Origin of the sequence: Paenibacillus tabacirhizosphaerae, from assembly GCF_040812395.1 — a bacterium.
Classification (GTDB): Bacteria; Bacillota; Bacilli; order Paenibacillales; family NBRC-103111; genus Paenibacillus_E.
This window is the reverse complement of the sequence record NZ_JBFNXH010000017.1, coordinates 95,562-119,497: the sequence shown is the minus strand read 5'-3', so window position 1 is coordinate 119,497 and position 23,936 is coordinate 95,562. Positions and strand designations below refer to the sequence as shown.

The following is a 23,936-nucleotide window of genomic DNA, read 5'->3' as shown; positions in this document are numbered from 1 at the left end:
GAAAGTAAATTTTCGCAAATTCCGGCGCAATGGCTTGCTGCTGGATCGGACAATCCTTACGATCACCTGTTAGCGACCTTCCTTATCTACGCTTATAGGGTCTGTAATGATTTCAAAAACCGCTCCACGCCCGTAAGTCCATCCTGTTCCAAGACGTTGAGCAGTTGAGTTCCAATAATCGCGATATCGCATTTCCCTTGGAGGCATGCAACGTCCTCGCCGTTCTGGATACCGAAGCCGACAGCGATTGGCGTCTTTGCCGAGCCGCGGACACGGGCTAAAAATTCGTCTGTCTCATGCCCGAATGACGTCTTCGAGCCCGTCACTCCCTTGCGTGCCGCGCAGTAGAGGAAGCCGCCGGTCTGCTCCGATAAATAGGCTAATCGCGGATCATCTGTGTATGGCGTGACCAATAGAATCGGCTCCACGCTATATGCGCGGCAAGCATTCATGAACGTCCCGCTCTCCTCCGGATAGGCATCCGGCACAATGAGACCGCGGATGCCAATGTCCGCGCACTCTCTCACGAATGCCTCTATACCATATTGAATGACAATATTGTAATAGGTCATAAAGACAAAAGAAATGCTCGGAAAATCAACAACGACGCGCCTTGCAAAGTCCATACATTGCCGTGTCGTAGTCCCGTTTGCCAGCGATGCCTGATTTGCCCGCAGGAACACAGGACCGTCCGCAATAGGTTCTGAGAAAGGCAGCTGCAATTCCACGAGATCCACGCCGCTTTCATCAAACAGACGAATCATCTCGTAATTCGTATCAAAATCCGGGTAGCCGAGGATCTGGTGCGTCATGAGCTGCAGTGTCTTTCCGGCCGCCTTTTTACCGTAAATTTGATCAGCTAGCTTACTCGTGGTAGAGGCTGTTTTTCCGCTCGATAAATGCTTTCCATTCATCATCCTGCAATCCCTCCGCTACATTAAAGATATCTTTGTCGCCGCGCCCAGACATATTAATGATGAAAACATCCGACTTCGACGATGCTGCGATTTGCTTGAACGCCCCTGCAAAAGCATGTGTGGACTCCAACGCAGGTATCAATCCCTCGGTCTTCATCACGATCTCCAGCGCTTCAATGACTTCCGCATCGGTTGCCGCTGCGAACTCTACTCTCCCCCGCTCCGCTAAATCTGCTAAAATCGGCGAGACCCCTACATAGTCCAAACCAGCGGCGATGCTGTGCGTATCCACCATTTGTCCATCAGCATTTTGTAGGAAAAGCGTCTTATAGCCTTGCGCGACGCCGGACTTCCCTTCACCGTAAGCAATTCGCGCAGCATGTTGGCCTGATGCCTTGCCTTGTCCGCCCGCTTCGACGCCAACCAATTGCACCTCATCGTGCGGGAAGAAGGCCTGGAATACGCCAAGCGCATTCGAACCCCCGCCAACACAGGCATAGACGCGGCTTGGCAGCCGGCCAGCCGTGCGCATGATCTGATCTTTGGCTTCAATGCCGATAATCGATTGAAAGAAGGCTACAATAGCGGGAAAAGGGTGCGCGCCCGATGCCGTTCCTAAGACATAATGCGTCGTCTCAAAGCTGGACACCCAGTCTCTCAGCGTCTCATTGATCGCATCCTTTAACGTCTGCGAGCCGTAATCGACGGCAACGACATCCGCTCCCAGCCGTCTCATCCAGAAGACGTTCGCATATTGCCGTTCCATATCCTCGCGCCCCATATAGATCGTTGCGGATAAGCCAAGCTTGGCCGCAACCGTAGCGGTCGCAACCCCATGCTGCCCGGCTCCCGTCTCAGCAATAATCCGGGTTTTGCCCATTCGCTTGGCAAGCAAGGCTTGACCAAGCGCATTGTTCAGCTTATGCGCACCCGTGTGATTCAAATCCTCGCGTTTCACGTAGATCTTCGCGCGACCAAAATAATCCGTCAACCGATCCGCATACGTTAGCGGGGTAGGCCGGCCTGAATAATCAGCCAGCAGCGCGCAATATTCCTGCCAGAAAGCTTCATCGTTTTTAACGCTCTCAAATTGCGCACTAATCTCTTCAAAAGCGGGAACCAGAATCTCGGGTATAAAGGAGCCTCCGTAATTCCCATAATAGCCATTCTCCGAAGTCAGCGTTTTGGCTGCTGCGGGAATGGACCTCGATTCCGTCTTGATTTCGGACATGAAACCCTCTCCTTCCTATTTGCTCGTTCCATGAGTACGATGAAATTCAATAACCGCCCGCGCTGTCGCAGCATCTGTAACGAGGGTGTCAATCCACTTGCCGCGCAGCGCCGCCGTAATGGCTTTCACCTTGTGAACACCGCCCGCGATTCCAATCACGTTTGGGATGGCGCGAAGCTCTTTCGCCGTCATGCCGATATATTTATTTTTTTCCGGGAAGTCAATCTCCCGCCCGTTCTGATCCATGAAGGAAGCGCACAAATTCGCCACAGCGCCCAGAGCTTCCAGTGCTGAAACATCCGCGCGGCTCATATTCCCTGATTCCACCATCGTCGCCTGCTCACTCACTTCACCGATAGAGATGATGGCTACCCGGCTGATCTGCGCAAGTTGAAGCACCTTGTCGATCTCCGGCTCCTGGCGCAGGAGCGCGCCCGTTTCTGCATGCGCCACCCTTGCTGGCGCATGCATCATCCAGTATTTCGCTTTTAGCTTGTTCGCAAAGGCCATCGTATTGGAGCTCGCATGCCATGCCCCCCCTTCGGAACCCCAGCCGCCAACCATCGGAACGAATTGCAAGCCTTCTCTTGCGAAATAATCCAGCTCCTCCGCAACGCTTGCAACCGTTCGCCCAGCCATGACCCCAACAATGTCCCCATCCATGAGCACAGACTCGATAAGTGGAGCACTTGTACGACCGAGCTGAGCGCGCAATTTGTTCGGATCCGTTTCAGCGGAATCTACAATGAGCGCATCCTGGATGCCGAACGTTTCAATAAAACATTTCTCAAGCTCCTGCTCGCTGGAAAACGGATTCTGAATCGAAATTCGCACAATGCCCTCGTTCTTAGCGGCGGTCAGCATTCGGCTAACGTGCGGACGGGAAATGCCTAACCGCTTAGCGATATCCAATTGGTTCAAGCCGTCCTCATAATAAAGCTGGCATATTTTCACCAGCAGTCGAAAACGTTCTTGATTTATTTCTGGCATAAGTCGTATACTCCCTCCAATCTCATGTACATATGTACACATATAAAACAAATGTACTTTCTGTTTTGAGTATACAATGAGCAACTAATTTATGCAATGACCATTTCCATTTTTCTCCATAAAAGAATACACGAGCAGGAAGATCGAATGAATGATCCTCCCACTAGTGCATTTATAAATCGTCTCTATTGAACCGTCCCTGTGACAAGCGTTTCAGGCCACATCTGGCCCTGATAGGCCATTTCCCAAAACATCGTTTCATACCTGGTTGTATTCAGGAATATCGTCTCGAGCCTTGCCAAGTCAGCACCCGACTTCCCTTCCGCCAAGCGGTCCATCAAGCCGATGCACCACTGCGCCAACGCGCCAAATTCATCCGAACTATACATGCGTACCCATTCGCCATAATCGGCATGGTCGGCCGCACCCGGTATTTCCTTAAGCATGCAGCCGATCTCCCAGTAGCTCCACATGCAGGGCAGCAGCGCAGCCGTCAGTTCAGACAGCGAGCCGTTCTGCGCCACATGCAGCATGTAGTGGGAGTAGGCGAGCGTGATCGGCGATGGTTCCGCCTGTTCCAGTTCCTCCTCCGAAATGCCGAATTGGGCGGCATACGCACGATGAAGCCCCATTTCCTCATGAAGCGTGGAATGAAGGAGAGCGGCGAATTCACTCATCGTCTGCACATCGGAAGCTTTCGCCGCACCCAAAGCAAACAGCTTGGCATAATCGATTAAATATAAATAATCCTGAACCATATAAAACCGGAATTTCCCGCGGTCCAGCGTGCCGCTGCCAATCTCCTGAACGAACGGATGCAGCTGCGTCTGGCGCCAGGCTTCCCCATATTTACGGATTAAATGCTGCGTAAATGACATGCTTATTTCTCCTTTTTTCTAGATTTACAGTGGATAGAAGATGTACCTCCTTCACATTGACCACAGTAATTGTAAAAGGAGTCTGAACGAAGTCAGACCCCTTGAGATAGCGTTAAGGTTTCACTTGATTAAGCAATCTGTAAATAACAACTGCTGCTTGGGCCCTTGAAGTATTTTCCTGAGGTGCGAACTCACCTTCATTAGCTCCATTCATTAGGTTCAATCCTGTTGCCGCTTTGACATAAGACTTGGCCCAATCACTGATAACTCCATCGTCAGTATATGCTACTCCTTGCATAACCGGCAACTCCTCAAGCTTCTTACCAGTCGCTTGTAAATAGGCATTAACCATCATTACAGCCATCTGCTCTCTAGTAATATTAGCCTCAGGAGCAAAAGCATGATCACTAACCCCGTTCACAATATGAGCTTCATATGCAGCATACACAGAGTCCTTATACCAGGAACTATCTTTAATATCGGTAAAATCCCTCGTACTTACTTGACTCCGGAGTTTCAATGCTTTAGAAAGTAGAGTTACGAATTGTGCTCTTGTCATATTGGAGTCGGGTTGAAAGGAATTGTCGTCCATCCCGTCGATGATTTGCTTCTCGGATAACTGTTCGATTTCCTTTCGCGCCCAATGATCCTGAATATCTAAGAATGTCTTTGTTTCTTGTGACTTTTCTAATACCGCATACTTGGAGAAATGCGACAAGGAAGCCGTAATTGTACCATCACTATTCAATGTTCCGCCTACACTGTTCCAAGTTCCTGTATTCTCATCTAAGACATAGACACTAAGACGCGTTGGATCCTGTACTTTTGCTGCATCATAAGCAAACGTGACTTGGACAGGAGTTTTAAATGATGCAATAACCGTCTCCTTTTCCTTTAACAGAAAATCATACACGGATGAAACTGCCTTGTGTTGAGGAATTGCTGGTGCAGGCACCAATGAAGCTTTGAATTCTATTGTATTTTCATCACTTTTAATGTCAAAGACATCTGGTGGAAGCACTACCTTCAACTCGTTAGATTTAAACACGATAGATTTATTTCTACTTGCCGCTATCCGAATAATATCTGCATCAAATTTCACTGTAACAATATCAACTTTCTCCTTCGTCCGAGCATCTAATCCAATTTCACTTGAATCGGAGTTTAGCGCAATAAGCAAATCTATTCGAGGAGGCGTTAAATCATAATGCATCTTCCCGTCTACTTCTAACGATGGCGGAGATTGACTGCTTCCTCCACCTCCACCACCGCCGCCTCCGCCGCCAACTCTTGGAGGGGTGACAGGAACAACAGGCTCAGCCGTATACACTTGTTCAACCTTCTTACTTGGAGTATTGTTACCACGCTGAAGGGTGAAATATAATTTCCCACTTTCTTTTCCTAATTGATCTACAGTAAAAGTAAGTGAATTAGAGTTCTCAACTACACGAGCTATCAGAAAAGGATTTGATGATGAAGCACTGTGATAGGTTCTTATAACATCGCCTGTATTCAAACCCGTAATTACAATCGTGTCTGATTTCCCCTCGGTATTATTTGTAATATTAATCTGCTCAGCTCCCAATGCGGGACTATAAACCCTATCTACTAATTGAATTGCGGTTGGAGTCCCTTCACCATTTGCAGATACGGGGTATACCGCTAATTGGGTTCCCCCATTCGGAACCACTGTATGATATGGAATACTGGTTTGATAAAAACCTAGATGATTATTGGTTAAACTCATAATCGGTTTCAGCTTTTGAAGTTGATTGTTAACAACATAAACATCATAACGTGTAACAATGGAACTACTATTGCTACTACTAGGATAGAAACTAAAATGACCTCCTATTTCACCTTGATCTCCATCGCTATCTGTAAAATTACTAAATATATTGTTTATGATCTGATTATCCACTGGTGAAGAGGCGACCGTTTTATCCTCCATATTGTCAGATATAGAATAAACGCCTAGCGAATATTTTTCATTCGTCGCATTAACCGCCAACAATTGGATTATTATAGCTCCTAAAGGGATTTGATTGTCCTCAATGGATACTTCATATTGTTCCTTCCCTTTATCGACCTGCGCAAACACATCTCCAATTGGCTGAAACTGATCGCCTAAGAATTGAACTTGATATTTTACAATATTTGATTCATTAAGGATAGGCGCCCAATGAAGATCACCCTTAATATGGTCCTCTCGTCCATCTCTGTCCTCGAAATAAGAACTATCCTCATCAACAGCTATGACATCCCATAATCCGAAATAGTAACCATCGACGGCCTCACCTTGATTATTCTTTCCAAAAATCCCAAGTCGGCTAGCTCCATTAGGTACCACCACTCCTTCAGGAAGCGTTATTTCATAGGTGGGAAGATTTATACCTTGGTTGGGATGGATTAGGTTGCTGCGTTTTATTTCGGCAATAGACTTCATTTTCATATTATTGGCATCTACAAAATAAACAATATATGAGGTAGCAGAAAGATCTGTTGATGAATCGTACCAGTTGATCGATCCTCCAATGTGTCCCGCTGATTTATCATAATCATCAAATTTAGGCATTACTACACCGGGTACTGGAAGACTGGTAATGGTATTAGAAGTCGTTGCACTATCTAGTGTATTGTCGAAGATTCGCATTCTATACAATGTCCCAACATGACCACTTAGGTCCAACGGATGCAAGTCGAGATAAACAGCCTCCGCAGGAACAACATTTTCAGCAATACTAATTCGATACAGACTCTGCGGCGAGGTATGTTTATTAACCAAATAACTGCTTAACACCGTACCCGATGCATCGGTAAAGGATAATTGATAACCTGAATAGTTAACTTCTGAGGAATTGAGCCAAGATACTAGTGGATGAATTCTCCCCTGAACAGTATTTTGATCTTCGAAGTAATACTCCATATATCCACCATCGCTGCTACCTCCAGGAGAACTTCCCCCATTGTTCCCCGTTGAGCCAGCACCTTGGTCAATAATTTTGGTGGTTGCCGCAGTGGAACTCTCACCGTTTGCATTTTTCGTATACAATCCCAAGTACACAGCTTCTTTAGGAAGAGACGTCACAGGAAGCGTATAGCTGTAATATGCACTGGCGGAAGGATCATAAGTAACTTCAGCGATTCTATTACCGATTTTGCTGCCATTCTGATCAAGGAAATATACCGTATAACTATTAATCATAGAGTAGCCTTGTGTACTGTTCCAAGTCATGTATCCACCGATCTCTCCTACCTTCGGGTCGCTATCGCCAAAGAAGAAGTTCGCCACCTGAAGAGCAGGTACTTTGAAACTCGGCGAACTATCATGGAGAGCTTGAATCGAGTCAAATTTGGACACGCCTTTTCCATCACTAGTAACCATAATAACTTGCCCATTCGGTAAAGTTACCGCTTGTTTATAGGCATTCGGCAGCAGGAATTGTTTCGTATATGAATTCTTATCATATAGCTCAACAGAAGTAAAAACGTAATTCCCATGGGCATATATGACTTGTGAACCCGGGTATTTTTCCCAAGGTGTTACAGGCTGCAAAGTATCCTTATCTAAGCGGCGTGATGCATAGTACACACTGTCATTGTCCATGACGGAGTAGGCGCCAGGATCATTATAATCTAGCGATGATGCTTGAAGAGACCAATCCGGAAGTTTGAATTTCAAGACTTTTCCAGATCTATTGTTTTCCGCATAATACAAAGCATTGCTTGTAGGAGATATGATCATGTGTCCATTGCTTGTTTCCGGCAAGCTTTGTTGCGATTGGGTTCCATCTACAGTATCAATAACTTTAATAGAACTAAGATCGGCCATTGTAGTGTAGTATAGATTCTGATTGCCATAAACAACTTGGCTAACAAAGTTACTCGTATTCCACGCATATACTGCACCGCTCACACTTGTACCATCTAGAGTATCTATTTTCTTAATCTGATTTGATAATCCAAAGCCAACATATAAAATATCATGATCATTAACAATTGAGGTAGGCTTAGAGCCTATCGATCGCCTTTCCTGAACTGTCATATCGCTAGTACGTATTCTTAACAGTTGGTTGCTTTCGGAAGAAATGGCGAACAGATTACTTCCATCACTGCTATACACCAGTTCGGTAACAGCTTGATCCAAACTCAGGTTATGTCCATCAGACTGAGTGTTCACCTGACCTGGAGAAGACATAGATGGGTTAATAATTTGAATGACATTCGGCAAATCTGGATTCCATGGATCAGAGCCGGTATAGGAATAAATATGATTATGACTATCCATTACTATGCGCCTTGAGGCAACCGGAAGATCCGCGATTTTGGTGAAACTATCTCGATCATAAAGGTATGCATGTGCAGGCGCAGCATTACCGTTGTTCAGCGCTTCATTAGTAAACACATAATTGCCATGGACATAAGAAACAGATTGCTGATAGCTGCCTTGTATCGATGTTAAATCAGTGCTTTTATAAGCATAACCCGCATAAAATACTTGATCTCCATCAACAATCACTTTTCTTGCGATGCGACCATCACCGGAGGAATTGTAGTTACTGTTAGTGGAAAGCGGTTGAAGTGTAAGCGTACTGAAGGAGGACAATACGGAGCTTGTTGTACCGGTATCCCCCAGATACAAGATATGTTTAGCTGTATCTATAGCAATGTCTGGCTCATAGAAATGTCCTATTCCTAGATTCAGAAAAGTTTCTGATTTATTCGTCAAATCGTATCGAGCTACCTTGTTATCATGATCATTTGCTACATAAAATAAATAATTTCCATCCAATGCAAGTTCGTATGGTTTATAAGACACCTGAATGGCACTTTCCACGCTTTTCTGTGCAATATCAATAACTGCAATATAGTATTCGCCCGATAGAGCGACATACAATTTACCACCAAATTGTACGAGATCAGATGGCGTGGAGTTAAGAACGAGCTGCTTTTCTACAGTAAAATCGCTTAAACGTATAAACAGCAACTTGTTTGAACTCGGTGACACTGCGTAGATGTAGCCGTTTGCTTCATCCATAATCCATTCTCTTATCGGATCCTGCAACGTAAGTGAAGAAGGCGCGGCCGCATAAACTTTATAGTCCCGAATCCCCGGAAAAACTAGAGATGACAACATAGTCAGTAACGCAGTGGCCAGAATGAGGATTTGTTTCAACTTAATTTTACTTTTCTTGCTCGGCACGAATACATCCTCCTAATAAATTCAGACTAATTTCGAAAATACTCAATAATCCGAATTATACTAGAAGAATTAGGAGATAAGTATAAATTTTTTACAAATTTTTACGTATGCCTCCATCATATGATCCAAATTCATATACCAGTCCACCTGACGAAGGTGGCTTTTCTCAGCGACAAACAGTTTGGTAATTAAGGCATAATTATTGCTAACATAAGTAGAAAAGGCCTCCTTTCCTACATGCGAAAGCCACCCAAGCTTAGATTTCAATGTTTTTGTTAATACCCTTAATTATTCAAAAGAAACAAAATCCATAAATCGATCCTTTTGTATGTTTTGTTTCTCTTCAGCTGTCAACACAGTAACAAAAACCTCTTGATCAATGACAACTTCAGCAAATTGATACCCCGAATCCCTGATCAGGATATTGATCTCCTTTAGTATTTCCGTATCCAAAAAATCGTTCATATACAGTGGATGTACGGATTTCTTTTGTCCATTTAAGGTGAAAGTAACCGTAATGGGTCCTTCTTCTGACTCCCATTTCTCGACAATATCTGTTGGCTTAAACGTTCCGCGAGAGATAGCGCTCCAATTTTTCAAAGCTTGCACATAACTATCATTACCTTGCCCTACATCAGCCTCGGTATCCTCCATCCAAACCCGATCCGTATCCTGCTGTAAAACATATAGATCGGCAAACGCATCGAACCCCTCTTTTGAATTGAACGGATCCCAATCCTCATCAACGAAACCTTTATAGAACTCTATAAACTTATCGTCAAATTGCTGAGCAGTCAGGCTCTTATCTTTTTCAAAGAACCCCAACTTCCGGTAATAGTGCGCAGCATCCAATACACGTTCTTTCGGAGACAATGTGCTGAATTTCTCCTGGTTTAATTGATAGATTGTTTTGAGTTCTTGAAAGGTCTGAACGATGTTCTGATAGTCTTGATTGATCTCCGAGCTTACCGCATCTCTAGTTATTAAAACAATTCTAAAATATCCGTATTTCCCATTAATCAGCGTCTGGACAATTGTATAATTGCTACCATTTTCCGCATTAACCGAGTAAGTAAATTGGCTAGCACCCATGCCATTAATCTTCATTTTCATATCTTCACTAAAGTCCTTAATTTTCTGTGGTTCTAACGATTTTTTGACGGCGTTCTCATAATCCGCAAGCGTTTTGATTTGAGGCAAACCGGCCTTAGACTCTGTGGTTGAAAATAGCACATTGCTTCCATTCACCATATACATTTGGAACATATTTTCAGTAGTAGGAATCCTATTAAGCCATTTCCCACTTACTGTTATCTGAGACATTCCATCTGGGCTTACTACATTATGTATCGGCATGAGATAAATCGTCTTGGTGCTGCCCACCCAAGTTACATCATACTTGGATGCTTCTCCAACAAAACGGATCGGGACGAAGATGTTCCCATCCACATTTTTGGGAGCAACGGGAAGTTCGTGGGAAGAACCATTCAGACTGGCATTCACATTATCGACTTGCAGGGAGAAGTGAACCCCCTCTTTATCAGCTTGTATTGTGCTCGTATCGTTATTCCACTGAATCGTAAAGCCCAGCTTTTCAAAAAGCGGCCGGAACTGTACCAGTGTCGTCCCCGCTTCAGCAATAGGTGAATGCTCAAATAACACTCGCTCGTTATTTACCATAACAGCCATGCCCGAGGTCAGATCCGATCTATTAGGCGCATGATTCAAGGTGATACCAGATTGGCTAAGATGCTGGAGCAACTCCTTCGACTTCTCATTCAGCTTTTCTTCATCAATAAAAAGAGTACGCAATTCATTCATCGCAGTAATCGAAGAAACGTCAGAAACAGGGTTATTTACGACATCCAGCCACTTTATTCTTAGTTTATTCAGGGGAGTGATGTCTTGAATTTTATTACTACTGGCAAGGAGATCTGTAAGTGATGTCAACCGAGAGAGGCAACTGATGTCTTCAATTTCGTTGTTGCTGATGAGCAGCTTCTGCAATTTCGTTAAACTGGATATCGTGCATACATTCTTGATTTGATTATGGTCCAACGCCAGAAATTTCAACTGATATAAATTGCGAAGAGGACCAATATCCGTAATTTCCTGCTGAGGCAGAAACAACTCGGTTAGATTATACGCCATCTCCAAACCTTTTAGACTCTTCACCTTCTCTGATCCTTTAGGATATAGAGAATTCAGCTTCTGTAACGCTTCGTAATCCAGTGTTTGATCATCACTCAACTTCAACTCTTCACGAATAGCCTTTTCAAGAACGGGATCCTCAATCTTTATCTTTGTCCCTGTCGTTGCTGCTTGAGTTCGTGCAGGCAATAATAATGAGCCGATAATTAGGCATATAGCGAGAAAATAGAAATGTAATTTCATTGGTTTGAATGCCCCTTCTCTTGTTTAAATATTTGTAATTCAGCTAAATATTACCTTGTTATCCCCATCTTGTCTATTAAAGAAGTATATGAAAAAGCAATCCATTAACTGGATTGGCCCAGAAAAAACCGTCTATTCTCACTTTACATTGTGAAAATAGACGGTAGCATAAAATAATATCAAATCTAAATTTTTATCATCGAAACTCCGAGTTCATTCTGGACAAAATTCATGTCGGAATCTCTTGATATTAACGTTAATTCATTAAAAAGGGCAGTAGCAATAATAATGGCATCAGGAGTCTTTAGCTTTCTTCCTTTACCCTTTTGATCCCTCCGAATAGTTCCAGCTAGCTTGGCATATTCGGAAGTTACCTCTAACATCTCCTAGCGGTAAATAGTTTTTCCGCCCGTAATTGTTCTTCAGGTTTTAAGCCCGCAAATACCTCGCACTCAGTAATTACAGAAAAATAAATCGACATTTTATCTCTAGAGGCTTGTTGAATAAAATCGATTGCAGACTCCTCATTTACAAGAATTACAATTGCAATATTAGTATCCAGCAAATAACCACTACCATTGTGCTTAGCTTGTTATTTAAGCTACTGGAGACACTCAAGCTTTCCAACGAAAATAGTTAATGTCATTTTTGGGACATAGAAGAACTGCTGAACGCTCGGTCATCCAAGTGTTTAGCGGTTCTTTTTTTCAATTGAGGCATCTTCGCCGCCGACCATTTCGCCTCTTTACTTATATTCATAAGCTTCCTTCTAATTCGCCTACTTACATCGCCAAAAATCCGACCCGTATCTCCGATTCCTCTTTCAGCCACGATAGCGTCTGCCCCTTATGAAGATCCGATTTCATTGCTTTAATGAGCTTCTCTATTTGGAGCTTTTGCTCGTAATGCCACTCCAATGCCGAGGACACGTAAAGCTCATTCAATTGGGCAAAGGTGAATCCCTCTGTAAGCTTTGCGGTTGTTCTCATCATCTCCTTGTTCAAAAGTTTATCCATCCCTTTTTGCTCTAAATAGGTTAACCTGAGTTCCTCATCCGGCAGCTTAATTTCATAAGCACGGTCGAATCTTCCCGCCCGATTCATCAAGGCTGGGTCGATTCTGTCCGGATAATTCGTCGTACCTATCACAAACATGCCTTCCTGCGAAGTTGCCCCGTCCAACAGATTCAGAAAATAGGACCGCGCCCGCTCCGGCATGGAATCGATGTCTTCGATGACAAGAATCATAGGCGACATGTTCGCAGCAGCCTGGAAAACCTCTTGCATGGAATCACTGCAGGTATGCTCCGTAATCTGCCAATAGGCAACAGGCGCTTTTACGCTGCCGGCAATCGATTTGACGAGAGTCGTTTTGCCGTTTCCCGGCTTACCGTAAAGCAGAATCCCTCTTTTGTACGGGATCTGGTAATCACGAAAAAATGCTCGGTCTTGGGCAAAAAACTGATCGATCGAACGGTAAATCTCCTCTTTCACATCATCCTTCATAATGACTTCTGTCCGATCTACCATTCGAGTAATAGGGGACAGTTCCCTCTCCATGCCATTGGGGCCATCTGTAAATACAGTCACCTGACAGCGATCCAAATCCCTTCGCCGCAAGCGCGAATAATTTAAAAAGCCTTTCAAGCTGGCATCATCCACAGCAAATACAAAATCCCCGTAACCTATTCCATGCAACCGAAAAGCGGGGATCCTCGCCAGAGCCACGCCCCATGCGGGATAAGCAAATACATTATTCATTAACGTAGGAAAAGTCTGATAATATGTATCTTCATTCCCTCCTACGATTCCAAACCCTTTCGATTCGATATGATCGAAAATGCGAGAAACAAGCTGGACACCGGCATCACCGGATTTCACATCCTGCTCAAGCAGCTCCCAGTAATCCTCTTTCCCATCATCGCTCACATAGAGCTCAAAATGCTGATGGTACCGTTCTTGCAGGAGATTTTGTATCCTTTCCTGCACATACGCATAATCGTTATAAGCGGTCATGACACAGTTATCCGTTTTTTGATGAGTGACGACAGCGGTTGCACTTCGATGTTCTTTATTTATCATCATTTCGCACCTTTCACTGTCGCCATCGGTTTGCATTTAGCTACGACTTGAGCCAAGCCCGCTCCTACGACACTTTCGATAATTTGATCAACATCCTTATAGGCTTGTGGGGACTCATCCAAAATAGACTCCAAAGATCGCTGATTCACAACAATCTCCTCTTCCGAGCCTACTTTGAGCGATGAGGAAAACTCGTTCAAGGTTACCAATCTCTTCGTCGCGCTGCGCGAGCGAATTCGTCCTGCTCCATGACAGATCGAGTAATAATTGTTCCTTCCCTCCGGGGAACCTACCATGATATAGGAGGCCGTTCCCATGGAACCTGGGATCAGTGCAGGATGTCCTGTGCTCAAATAGGGCGCCGGATTGTCCGGATGGTTAGCCGGAAGCGCTCTAGTAGCTCCTTTACGATGGATAAAATAGGACTCTCCCTCGTGCTTCTCTTCCCATGCGTAATTGTGCATGAGATCATACAACGTCGTCATCTCGAATTTGGATCCAAATACATCCTTGCCCGCTTCCCTGACTGCATATGCGATCAGATGCCGATTCACGACCGCATAATTCAATGCGGAGTACATCAAATCCACATACGACTGCGCATAGGGATGTGCTAGCGGTGCAAACAGTAGCTTCGGATCAGCCGTCCCGAGCCCCTCGGCCCGCATCATTTTCGTTATCAGGCTTCCGCAATACTGGCTTACGGAGCCTCCCCAGGATCGCGAACCTGAGTGGATCATCACCACCACTTGACCGTCGGACAGCCCCCAAGCTTCCGCTACCTCCCGCTGCTCTTCTGCTATTTCGATAGACTGAATCTCAACAAAGTGATTACCGTTCCCGAGCGTTCCGAGCTGACGATGCGCACGATGCCAAACCTTCTCTGGAAACAGATTCAACGCATTTTCATCAAAAGTAAACTTGCTTCGCTCCACATGAGTCAGCGATGTCGCCTTGCGTGGGGTATATCCGTCAGGGATATACTTTTTTGGCAGGCCATGCAGCCCATTTTTGACCACATGCTCCAGGCGAATATCTGAAAAATGCCCCCTCGCATGATCCTCCACCGGCAAATACTTCTCAATCGCTTTAACAAGCTTGCGCCGCAGCTTCACTTCCTTTAAGTCATCCTTATGCAAATTCGTCAGGTGAACCCTCATGCCGCAGCCGATATCGCTTCCGACGATAGATGGCGATACGTAGCCATCATTGGCGTTCCACACCGCCGTGGTTCCAATACATGTACCCTCGCCTACATGCACATCCGGGGTATAGCTCATATACACTTGATTGGGGATTTGCAAATTATTGTTTGCCATCGCAAACACTTTATAATCCAAATCTTTAAACAGGGCATCCCCTGCATACACATGCACAATCCCGGATGGGAGCTGCACCTGCTGATAATACGTTTCGTTTTTGTTCATGATTAACACTCTTTCCTCTCATTGAACCCCAAGATCTATTGGCAGTTCTTTCATATAAAAATGACTTACTGGACTGCGATCGCTTCTCCTCTTGCATCAGACTCACCCTCTCCTCCGTACTTTTTTTGAATGCAAAAAAGCCATAGACGCACATCGTCCATAGCTTTACGAATGAACTTAAAAAAAGGCACATGAAATCCCTATTTAATCGTCATAAGTCCGCTGAGACCGATGGAATGATACTATATGCAATTGTCAGATTGTTGTTATGGATGCAAATCATACTCATCGATCTCCCTTCCATTCATTTACAAACATCTTACTTCCTGAATCCAATTGCCGTCAATAAGCCGATGGCGGAAAGATTCATTAAAACAAATGTTATTACACTTTATATAAAGTACCCATGTCACCGAATTCCAACTTAAAGTTCTACCATGGAGGTATCTCATTTTCTGCGCGATTTCAATAACCTCAATTTGAGGTGAATGACATGTCCGACTTTTTGAAGCTGGTTGGCGAACGGCTGCGTATGATTAGAAAGCTAAAGGGGTTAACACAGGATCAATTAGCTGAGAAAACAGGAAATACTGGCATGAGCAAATCGCACATATCCGACATCGAAAGAGGCCAACGAAACATCTCCTTAACTACGCTGGAAAATCTGATGAACGCCTTGGAAATTGATCCGAGCGAGTTGTTCAATTTCCAGAAGCTCGACGGCCTAGATGGCATTCACGAGAAGAAGCTTATCCTTGATATTCACAAAAGCATGCTGATGGAGCGCGGTCTGGACGAAGTCAAGTATGTCGTGCGAACGACAACCGACTTTCTGGAGACGATCGATGCCAAGACTACGGGGCCTAATAAGGAAAAGTAGGCCGTAGGTCATTGTGAAAAAAGCTAGCCCGCATTGATTGCGGAACTAGCTTTTTTCATTTGTCTGTATGAATTGCTTGATTAATTATTCACGATTTGCAAAAAGTTACTAATCAAAACCGCAGCCTCCGCACGGTCGACTGGCGACTTCGGTCCATAGCTTCCGTTCGCATCTGCAACCAGCGCTTTAGCTTGCTTCAGTGCTTCAACCTCTTTCTTTGCATATACGGAAATATCCTCTTCATCGGCGAAGGCCGGAACAGCCTTTTCATTCAGCGGCAGGGAATAGCCACTAACGAGAAGTGCACGATGGAGCAGGACGGCCATATCCTGTCTGGTCAGGACATCGTTTATGCCAAACGAGCCATCGGTTTTACCTTGCACGATACCGAGTTTCTCAGCCAATCCCACCGCTTTGTAATACCAAGCGCCTTCTTTTACATCAGTCAATTTGCTGGCAGCGGCAGGATCGGCAACGTCAAACAAATTCACCAGCATCTGCACGAACTCTGCTCTTGTCAATTTTCCTTGTGGGTCGTACTTCCCTGGTTCTTTTCCAACAATGACGCCTCTAGCTGCGATCGCACGGATGGAATCGCTTGTTAAAGATGACAGAGCGCCAATATCACCAAAGTCGACGTTCTTGTAAACAACCGTATATTGGCTAAAATGTTTTGGCAGGAAGACGATCTTCCCTGACCCTTTATCAAACAAGCCCGTATTGACGACTTCTGGACGGTTATCTACATTGTAGACGACAACCTGGTTCGGGTTTTTCCCTTTTTCCAGCTTATATGGGATCTTTACCGTCACAGGATGATTAGTCCACTGGACGCGAGCATTGTCTAAGGTCAATGTAAAATCATACACAGGGCTGTCTCCCGCGAGTGCACGTACTTCGCCAGAAAGCCCCTCTGAAGCGACAAGTGCAATACCTATTGCAAGCTTGCCCGCACCATCCTTGGTCAACTTCTTTAGAAATGCCTGATCCAGCTCCACAGTGGAACCAAGCGCCTCGATCGAAATCGATTTGATAGAAGCAGTATCCAAGGTTTGAATCCAGTCTCCAGGCAGCTCCACAACGACTTTCTTCAAGCCGCTTGCTATGTTAACCGAGATTGTAATCTTCCCGTTTACAGCGCTGCGTGCAGCCTTCTCCAAGCTTTCACGTGTCAGGGGCACCGTGCCATCCTGCTTCGGGTTGGAATCGGTTGTCCCTGACGAGGAACCTGAACTGGAACTAGAACCTGAACCGGAGCCTGATGAAGAACCACTGCCGGAAACGACCGCTGCCTGATATTTCGCATTGATTCTACCATCGATAGATTGGACCTTTATTTCTGTGTTTCCTTGTTTAATCGCAGTAACATCAAAGCTGGTCAAGCCAGCGCCCTCGTTGTAAACAATATTGGTAACCTTCGCCACACTCTCGTCAGCGGAAGTCACTTGAAGCCGCTTAAAGTAAGCTTCGGTTGGCATGACAGTTGCGGTCACTTTTTTAGTTTCTCCGATGACAAATGTGCTGCTTTTACTGTCGAGCTGAATGCTTTCGGAGAACGTCTTATTTGGCACATCGGTCAGCAAAGCCGTCAAATAAATGAGCGGCGAATTGTAATTCAACGCTTGCTCGTTGCTCTCCCAATCTACAGTCGCCTGATTGTACGCTTTGGCAGAGAAGTTGAATTTTCCGTTATTGTTCGGGCCGCCTGGCATATAGCCGTTTGGCATTTCCTTGATAAAGTCCCTCATATAAACTTCATGATGCGTAATGTGTACGCGGTTCTCCCCGTAACCCGTAATAAAGCTGAGCTGCAGAGGATTGATACCAAGCAAGTAATTCAAATTGCCGCTTGCAACTTGGATCATGCGCTCGTCATATTCACCGATGATCCGGCTGCCGATATCCAAACTGATCGCAACACTGGCGATATTGGAATTCGCCCCCCAATAGAAGCCTTTGTTCGTCGAATTGCGCCAAACCGCTTCATGCGTGGTTGAATTGATGACCTTTTTTATCCATTCTTTGTACTTCGGCACGAACCATGCTTTTACTTCTTCGCTTGGCGCTGAGCTGCTTAAATAATGATAGAAACCGATCTGCTCCATACTGCCGATTCCGTGTGAAAAGTCAGCCTTCTCAAATTTGGATTCGAATGCTTTATAGTTTGCCACCACATAATCGTTGTATCTAGCTTCACCCGTAGCTCTATATAACACGGCTGCTGCATAGAAGCGATCGTTTTTATCATCATCATCGTAATAGGGTCCGTTGTCGTTTTTGGGGTCCTTTGGTTGAGGGATGAACTCCGGATGTGCTTTTAGATAATCCCACCCTCTAACAGCAGAGGCAAGTAACGTATTCGCGTAATCCTCCAAACCGGGGACGTCTTTGAATACGATATACGCATGCGCCAAAGCACCTACGGTTGTGGCGGTTTGCGCAGTCGGAATGATGCTTTCCGGTCCATTTCCATCAATGATGAAACGGTTAGGGGATGGCTCGCGAAGCACATACGCATAAAATCCGCCAGACGTTTTCTCTTGCATTTTCAAGAAGAAGTCGGTTTCAACCTTGATTTCATCCAGCAGGTCCGAGATGCCGTTACCGCTCTCAGGAATGTTCAATTGGCCATCCGTGAATTTGTGCGGGAAGCTTTCATAAGCCCACAATAAATCGGACACAGCGGTTGCGGCAGCAGTTACATATTTGCCCATATCTCCCGCGTCCCACCAGCCGCCGTACACATCCTTCGTCACACTCGGATTGGATCGGAGAGGAAGATTGGCATCATCTTTATGTAACCCAGTACGAGCGAATATTCCCGCATGCTTAGGAAGCAAATCAACGTTAGCTCTCTGAAAGTAAAAGAATTTCTGAACGTCATTTAACAAGTTGTCATATATGTGGGGCCCAATTTCAAAAGGGACGGACTTTTCGGCAACGCCATCAACCGTAATATAATATTCGCCAATATCATTTAATCGAGAAAAATCGGCCTTTAATACTTTTTCGCCGGACAATTCGTCATATGCGGCAACCAAAGCCAGTGCACCGGAATAAACGACACTGTCATCCGAAGTTCTCTTAACTTGAAATGGCGTGCCCACATCGGCGGACAATACGTTATAATAGCCGCTGACATGCGCGTATTTCTCGCCATAATTTAAATAACCGACCTGGTTGACCTTAATAGGCGCGTAACTTCTTTCTGTATCTGGCGAGGTTACCTTGACATTCGTGATCCAGAAAGTAATTGGCGTATCATTACCGGTCATTTTGAACAACTGAATTTTGCTTCCATCGAAAAGGGGATTACTATCAAAAATATCCTTGATCGGAATCGCTGCATGCTGCCATTCTCTCGTAACCTGGATATAATCGTTAACATTTACAAGCGCGTCGAGATTCGTTTCTTCGGGATGATTATCGTTATCTTTGTAGAAGTCACCATTGCTGTCTAATCTTTCATGAACGACATCACGGAAACCGATTTTGAATGATTCCCCGCCGTCCTTACCGACAATATCGAACTCCAATCTGCCATTTTTGTAATAAGGACCTACATCGAAGGACTGCCAGCCATTGACGACTAATTGATCAGCCCAAAAGCCATTCGTTTCTACCTTGCGTGCATTTTGCCCCAAATACACATTTTCGGTAGCCGTTGCTCCGTAGCCCCAAGCACTATCCTTCAGTTTGATATCACGGAGCTTATTCCAATGCTCACCTCCTGGAGGATGGTAATCGACTGGAGTCGCTTGCTCTGCAGAGGCAAGCGATGGTGGCATTACCATCGTAAAAGCGATTACAAACATCAGAAGAAAAATAGATGCTGCTTTGTTTGGATTTGTTTTTTGCAATGTTGTATCTCCTTTCATTATTTTAAGTTCAAGGTTATCAATATATATGGGAATATAATACATGGAATATTTGACCATTTTTCATATGATTTTTCTACTTTTTATGGAAGACTCACACGTCTCGAATGTCGACGGAAAACACAAACATTAGAACAGCACATTTCACAACCAAAATTGAACAAAATAAGTTGGAGTTCAAAGAAGTTGAGCAACTCTATCAACACTTCAAAAAAACACTTACAATAAAACAAAAAGACGGTGATGGGAATATCAGTTACCAACCTCCAGCATTTAACGATGTTCCTCGTCTCATGCGGGCGTATTTTTCTTGGCTCTACACGAGTGTCGCAGGATATATGAATCCTTATGAGACTACAAATGTTAATCTTGAAAAAAGGTACATCCACTGATCATTCCCGGGATCACACATCATTTAATAGGTTACATCCATCCGTTTCCTGACGGTAATGGGAGAACAGCCCGAGCATTTCTACATTGGTTGGTTTAATACACGACGACCTTTCCACGATTAAAGATGCATTCAGTGTAGAGGACATGCGAAAACAATGTTCGAATTAATTAGTAGAATGGAAGAAGGAGAGACAGTCGAGGAGAATATATCGTTTCAATTCTGGATTAGCTGGAGCAGGGCTAAAATATTACGAGCACTGTCCCCCCTAATGGGGAAGCAGTGCTCTTCTACGTTTGAGTTAACCCACCTCTGGATCTTCCTCATAGTCTACGGCAAAATTGTAAAATAAATCAGCTAGTTGATCATGAAATCCCCAACCAACTTCACTCGTATTCCGAACAATTGCCCTTAGCCTGTCCTGAAATACATAGTACAAACTGCTGCCATGATCAATATTAATTTTATTTAATACATTTTGATACATGGAAGCCAAACTATAATAACTTGATTCATACATATCACCATAATCGTTAGTAAACTCCACGCCCAACTCTACATAATAGATCAAACTGGTGCAAAATCTTCTTCTTGCTTCATCAAACAACTGATTTTCCGTACTTTCAGGCTCCAGCATCATGTGAATGTATTTCTTTACATCCGCACTGGATTTATAACAATCGATAATAATGGAGATTAGCTCTTCAGCTTTGTACGTTTTTAATTGCTTTTTAAGCTCTGGAAGTGAAAGCTTGGTCAAATTGAATCTCCTCCCTCATTTATGGAATTTATTCTGTTCCATTACAATTCCATACCGCTATATCCCATGGTACGATAGCCTTTAACCCTCTTCCTATACATGCTCATTAGAAGTGGCACCTGGATATCGACATAATCATAAATCTGCACATCTTTCTTGTTTGCATGTGATCGGTGTAACCTTCCCGCATATTGCTGCAAACTTCCTTTCCAGGAGATCGGATGAACTAAAAATAACGTATCTAGCCTAGCATCGTCGAATCCTTCACCTATCAATTTACCCGTAGCTATAAAGACCCGCTCTTCCGTATCAGGAATGCTTGCTATCCGCTGCCGCAGCTCCTCTCGCTGCTTTTTACCCATCCCGCCGCGTAGTACAATCACATTTTTCGCGAACTTTTCCAGTTTCTTTTCAAAATACTCTACATGTGCTGTTCGCTCTGCGAGTAGGATTGGTGATCTTCCTTGTTCTAAACACTTTAGAAGATCGTCAAAAATGAGCTCGTTCCTTTTTTCGTCTTCAACCAACAGTTGATAGATTGTTTGTATAGAAGGGCTAGCCATTTGAGAAGGTAATTGAAAAGTTGTATACCTTGGCAATACTTTATGTACAAATCCTCTTGCCAAAGCTTGGGACTTCGCATCAATTCTAGTTCGAATGGGACCGCACTGCATAAGTACAATAGGTTGCTGTCCATCCTGCCGTGTTGGAGTAGCCGTAAGACCAACGACATATTTGGCATTTGCCTTTTTTAGCACTTGTTCAAAGCTAAATGCCGAAACATGATGACATTCGTCAACAATGATCTGTCCATACTCAGTCAAATAGTCTTTGACTTGACCTTTATTGTTTAAGCTTTGAATGACGGCTATATCGATAATACCCGTCCGTTTTTCTTTTCCTCCCCCAATAATACCAATATCTTTTGTACCTAAATCTAGAAAAGTACTTAATCTTTCCTTCCACTGGTCCATCAACTCACGGCGATGCACCAAAACTAGCGTGTTCACTTTTCTGGAAGCGATTATGGAAGCTCCCACCACCGTTTTCCCAAAAGCAGTTGTAGCGGAAAGAATCCCCGTATCATGAGCAAGGATTGATCTAGCCGCGGCATCCTGTAGAATTGAAAGTTGACCAGTAAAATTCACATCCACTTCTATTCCTTTGTTTCTCTCATCAGCAATTGATAATTCCACACCATATTTCTCAAACAAATTTGAAACTAATTGCAGACAACCTCTCGGTAGAGCAATATGTTTAGGAAAGTCCTCAGCACAGCCTATGATACGGGGTTTTCCATACGTAGGTAAACGCATCGCTTGAGTTTTATAGAAGTCAGGGTTTTGAAAGGATGCAAGCCTCCCGATTTGGTTAATCATCCATGCTGACAAGCCATTCTTCTCAATATATATCATATTAGAAAGGATGAGATTCACCTTCGATGGTAGTAAAATATCAACTCGTACTTCCTCAAAATCAAGTTGCTGGTTTTCCCATGGTCTGTCCTCATCCATTTCCTCATCCCAAATGCCGACGTTAAGAACTTTTCCATTCCTTGCAATTTCATGTACCTTGCCCTCAACCTGAGATAAGGTCATTTTCCTTAAACCTGATAAAAAACGCCACTGATCCTCATACGGGGTAAAATTCTCGTCTACGAAAACACTATTCCCTTCTTTCCGAGGGCCTCCTTGCAAAGGTAGAGCTATCAAGTTGCCGAAGCCCCCTTTCGGCAGCGTGTCTTGATTAGGAAATAACCTGTCGTAGGAGTCCAGACCAAGCTCGTATCTGTTTTCCATCGTCTTGGTTAAAAGTGCAGAGCCAAATTTCCGAGCCAAACTTGCTTCAAGTGGCCGATCAAAAAATATCCATATATGCCCCCCATTTCCTGAACGGGAGCGTTCCAATGCAGCAGACACCTGTAGTTTCCTGCATGTATCCTTAACAGCAGCAGCATCCTGCTTCCAATTTTGTTTATCAAAGTCAATGGCTAGAAACCAACACGTTTCGTCTTGGAGCATCGGGTAAACTCCGATAGTCCGATTTATCTTTGCATCGAGATGATTAGATATGATTTCGTCAGTTATAGGAAGAAACTCTCTATGAGAGCAATCTGAACATTTGATCTGAGGCTTCTTACATACAAATGACCATTCATTCTTACACGCCGGTGAGTAACCTGACTTGCCTGTTTTACCTTCCCATCTATTTGGATATACGTCTTCACGACCACGAAATAGATTACGAAATAAAGCAATTTTTTCACTCGGAGTAGAGTAATTATGAACAGTACCCTTTTCGGGTTCTATCTTAATGACAGGTTCAGTTATATCTAAATGATCTTTTGAATTGCCAGCAAGTTTTTGCTTTAATTGCTCATTCTCCTGTTTCAATCGTTCTATCTCTTTCAGGGCAAGCTCAAACTTTCTCTCCAGATCCGTCATATTCCCTCCGATATATGAACGTTTATAAAATTAGTTTATCACATGAAGAATAGAGAGAAGAACAAGAAAAACCGCCAATTCATGGATCTTGATAGGCGGTAGTTCATTATTTATTAGTTTCTTGAACCTATAATGCAGAAAGTGCTGGCACTCAGCGGGCACATATTTGATCTCATGATGACCCTAAATGCAATTTAAACAGAAAAAAAACAGCCCCAGCCCCAACGAAGATGGCTGTTCCTTCTATGATTCCTGGCTCTTAACTATGCACTCAACCCATGAAGGTATGATTTGTGATTAATATCCCGCGGAGATATTGAGCTTTCTTGCAGCGTCCTCTATGGATAACTGAGAAGATATCCTAGCCGTTTTCACTAAACTATTCATTTAGCAGTGTGTCGAGTAAGCAGATCCAAAAGCAAGATAAACCGTCTTTTAGACTCGGGATCATTTATGATACAA

Annotated in this window: 14 protein-coding genes; 2 read left to right on the top strand and 12 right to left on the bottom strand. The window is 44.1% G+C overall.

Going from position 1 to position 23,936, the window contains the following annotated elements:
• Nucleotides 1-92 precede the first annotated feature (92 nt).
• From trpA to ABRS97_RS23250, 9 genes are all read right to left on the bottom strand, one after another.
• On the bottom strand, nt 93-917 hold the full coding sequence (trpA, locus tag ABRS97_RS23290) for a tryptophan synthase subunit alpha (protein WP_367817808.1): 825 nt from the start codon (nt 915-917) through the stop codon (nt 93-95).
• Entirely contained in the window at nt 865-2,148 is a 1,284-nt protein-coding gene (trpB, locus tag ABRS97_RS23285; protein WP_367817806.1) for a tryptophan synthase subunit beta, read from the bottom strand. Before trpB ends, trpA begins: the two co-directional genes overlap by 53 nt.
• A 15-nt stretch (nt 2,149-2,163) precedes the next feature.
• Nucleotides 2,164-3,138 carry a sugar-binding transcriptional regulator gene (locus ABRS97_RS23280; protein WP_367817804.1) on the bottom strand — a complete coding sequence of 325 codons (975 nt, stop codon included), beginning with the start codon at nt 3,136-3,138 and terminating at the stop codon, nt 2,164-2,166.
• Nucleotides 3,139-3,323: 185 nt separating this feature from the next.
• Nucleotides 3,324-4,016 (bottom strand): thiaminase II, encoded by a 693-nt coding sequence (gene tenA / locus ABRS97_RS23275; RefSeq protein WP_367817802.1) that lies wholly within the window; start codon nt 4,014-4,016, stop codon nt 3,324-3,326.
• Nucleotides 4,017-4,128: 112 nt separating this feature from the next.
• Nucleotides 4,129-9,219: an S-layer homology domain-containing protein gene (locus ABRS97_RS23270; protein ID WP_367817800.1), complete on the bottom strand. Its 5,091-nt coding sequence runs from the start codon at nt 9,217-9,219 to the stop codon at nt 4,129-4,131.
• Nucleotides 9,220-9,507: 288 nt separating this feature from the next.
• On the bottom strand, nt 9,508-11,613 hold the full coding sequence (locus ABRS97_RS23265) for a stalk domain-containing protein (RefSeq protein WP_367817799.1): 2,106 nt from the start codon (nt 11,611-11,613) through the stop codon (nt 9,508-9,510).
• A gap of 185 nt (nt 11,614-11,798) precedes the next feature.
• On the bottom strand, nt 11,799-11,996 hold the full coding sequence (locus ABRS97_RS23260) for a type II toxin-antitoxin system VapC family toxin (protein ID WP_367817797.1): 198 nt from the start codon (nt 11,994-11,996) through the stop codon (nt 11,799-11,801).
• 399 nt (nt 11,997-12,395) lie between these two features.
• Complete coding sequence (locus tag ABRS97_RS23255) at nt 12,396-13,697, bottom strand: AAA family ATPase (protein WP_367817795.1); 1,302 nt, start codon at nt 13,695-13,697, stop codon at nt 12,396-12,398.
• A complete protein-coding gene (locus ABRS97_RS23250; protein ID WP_367817793.1) occupies nt 13,694-15,121 on the bottom strand; it encodes an RtcB family protein in 1,428 nt (475 codons plus the stop codon). The genes ABRS97_RS23255 and ABRS97_RS23250 overlap by 4 nt, the downstream gene beginning before the upstream one ends.
• A gap of 493 nt (nt 15,122-15,614) precedes the next feature.
• Between ABRS97_RS23250 and ABRS97_RS23245 the strand changes: the two genes are divergently transcribed.
• Nucleotides 15,615-16,001 (top strand): helix-turn-helix domain-containing protein, encoded by a 387-nt coding sequence (locus tag ABRS97_RS23245; RefSeq protein WP_367817791.1) that lies wholly within the window; start codon nt 15,615-15,617, stop codon nt 15,999-16,001.
• A gap of 80 nt (nt 16,002-16,081) precedes the next feature.
• On the opposite strand, the gene ABRS97_RS23240 is transcribed toward ABRS97_RS23245, so the two are convergent.
• Entirely contained in the window at nt 16,082-19,861 is a 3,780-nt protein-coding gene (locus ABRS97_RS23240; protein WP_367817789.1) for a glycoside hydrolase family 9 protein, read from the bottom strand.
• 406 nt (nt 19,862-20,267) lie between these two features.
• On the opposite strand from ABRS97_RS23240, the gene ABRS97_RS23235 reads away from it, so the two are divergent.
• On the top strand, nt 20,268-20,369 hold the full coding sequence (locus ABRS97_RS23235) for a Fic family protein (protein WP_367817836.1): 102 nt from the start codon (nt 20,268-20,270) through the stop codon (nt 20,367-20,369).
• 202 nt (nt 20,370-20,571) lie between these two features.
• On the opposite strand, the gene ABRS97_RS23230 is transcribed toward ABRS97_RS23235, so the two are convergent.
• Both ABRS97_RS23230 and ABRS97_RS23225 read right to left on the bottom strand, forming a co-directional pair.
• Entirely contained in the window at nt 20,572-21,030 is a 459-nt protein-coding gene (locus tag ABRS97_RS23230) for a hypothetical protein (protein ID WP_367817787.1), read from the bottom strand.
• Between the two features lie 41 nt (nt 21,031-21,071).
• Nucleotides 21,072-23,474, bottom strand: coding sequence for a TOTE conflict system archaeo-eukaryotic primase domain-containing protein (locus ABRS97_RS23225; protein WP_367817785.1), 2,403 nt, complete (start codon nt 23,472-23,474; stop codon nt 21,072-21,074).
• Nucleotides 23,475-23,936: the final 462 nt, after the last annotated feature.